Annotated in this window: 2 tRNA genes; both read right to left on the reverse strand. The window is 53.7% G+C overall.

From position 1 onward, the window contains the following. Positions 1-133: 133 nt before the first annotated feature. Positions 134-210: transfer RNA gene (locus tag CWM52_RS25910), tRNA-Arg, on the reverse strand. Positions 211-434: 224 nt separating this feature from the next. Next, a tRNA-Arg gene (locus CWM52_RS25915) sits at positions 435-511 on the reverse strand. Positions 512-518: the final 7 nt, after the last annotated feature.

A 518-nucleotide genomic window follows, 5' to 3' on the forward strand; every position in this document is an offset into this window, starting at 1 on the left:
AGATGGTGCATCCGGGAGGATGACTCACTTCGCTCGCCCTACGGGCCGTTGCTTACGCAACGTTATCCTCCCTGGTGCTGGCGATAATTTCGCAGACCATGAAACAACAGTCTTGCTGTTATCTCGGAGAAGATGGTGCATCCGGGAGGATTCGAACCTCCGACCGCTCGGTTCGTAGCCGAGTACTCTATCCAGCTGAGCTACGGATGCATCAGGGGAACTGCTTTACTACATTTTCTTCTCTGGTGCTGGCGATTGTTTCGCAGACCATGAAATAACACTTTCGTCGTTATCTCGGAGAAGATGGTGCATCCGGGAGGATGACTCACTTCGCTCGCCCTACGGGCCGTTGCTTACGCAACGTTATCCTCCCTGGTGCTGGCGATAATTTCGCAGACCATGAAACAACAGTCTTGCTGTTATCTCGGAGAAGATGGTGCATCCGGGAGGATTCGAACCTCCGACCGCTCGGTTCGTAGCCGAGTACTCTATCCAGCTGAGCTACGGATGCATCAGGG

The organism is Raoultella sp. T31 (assembly GCF_002806725.1).
In the GTDB taxonomy this organism is placed as follows: Bacteria; Pseudomonadota; Gammaproteobacteria; order Enterobacterales; family Enterobacteriaceae; genus Klebsiella; species Klebsiella electrica.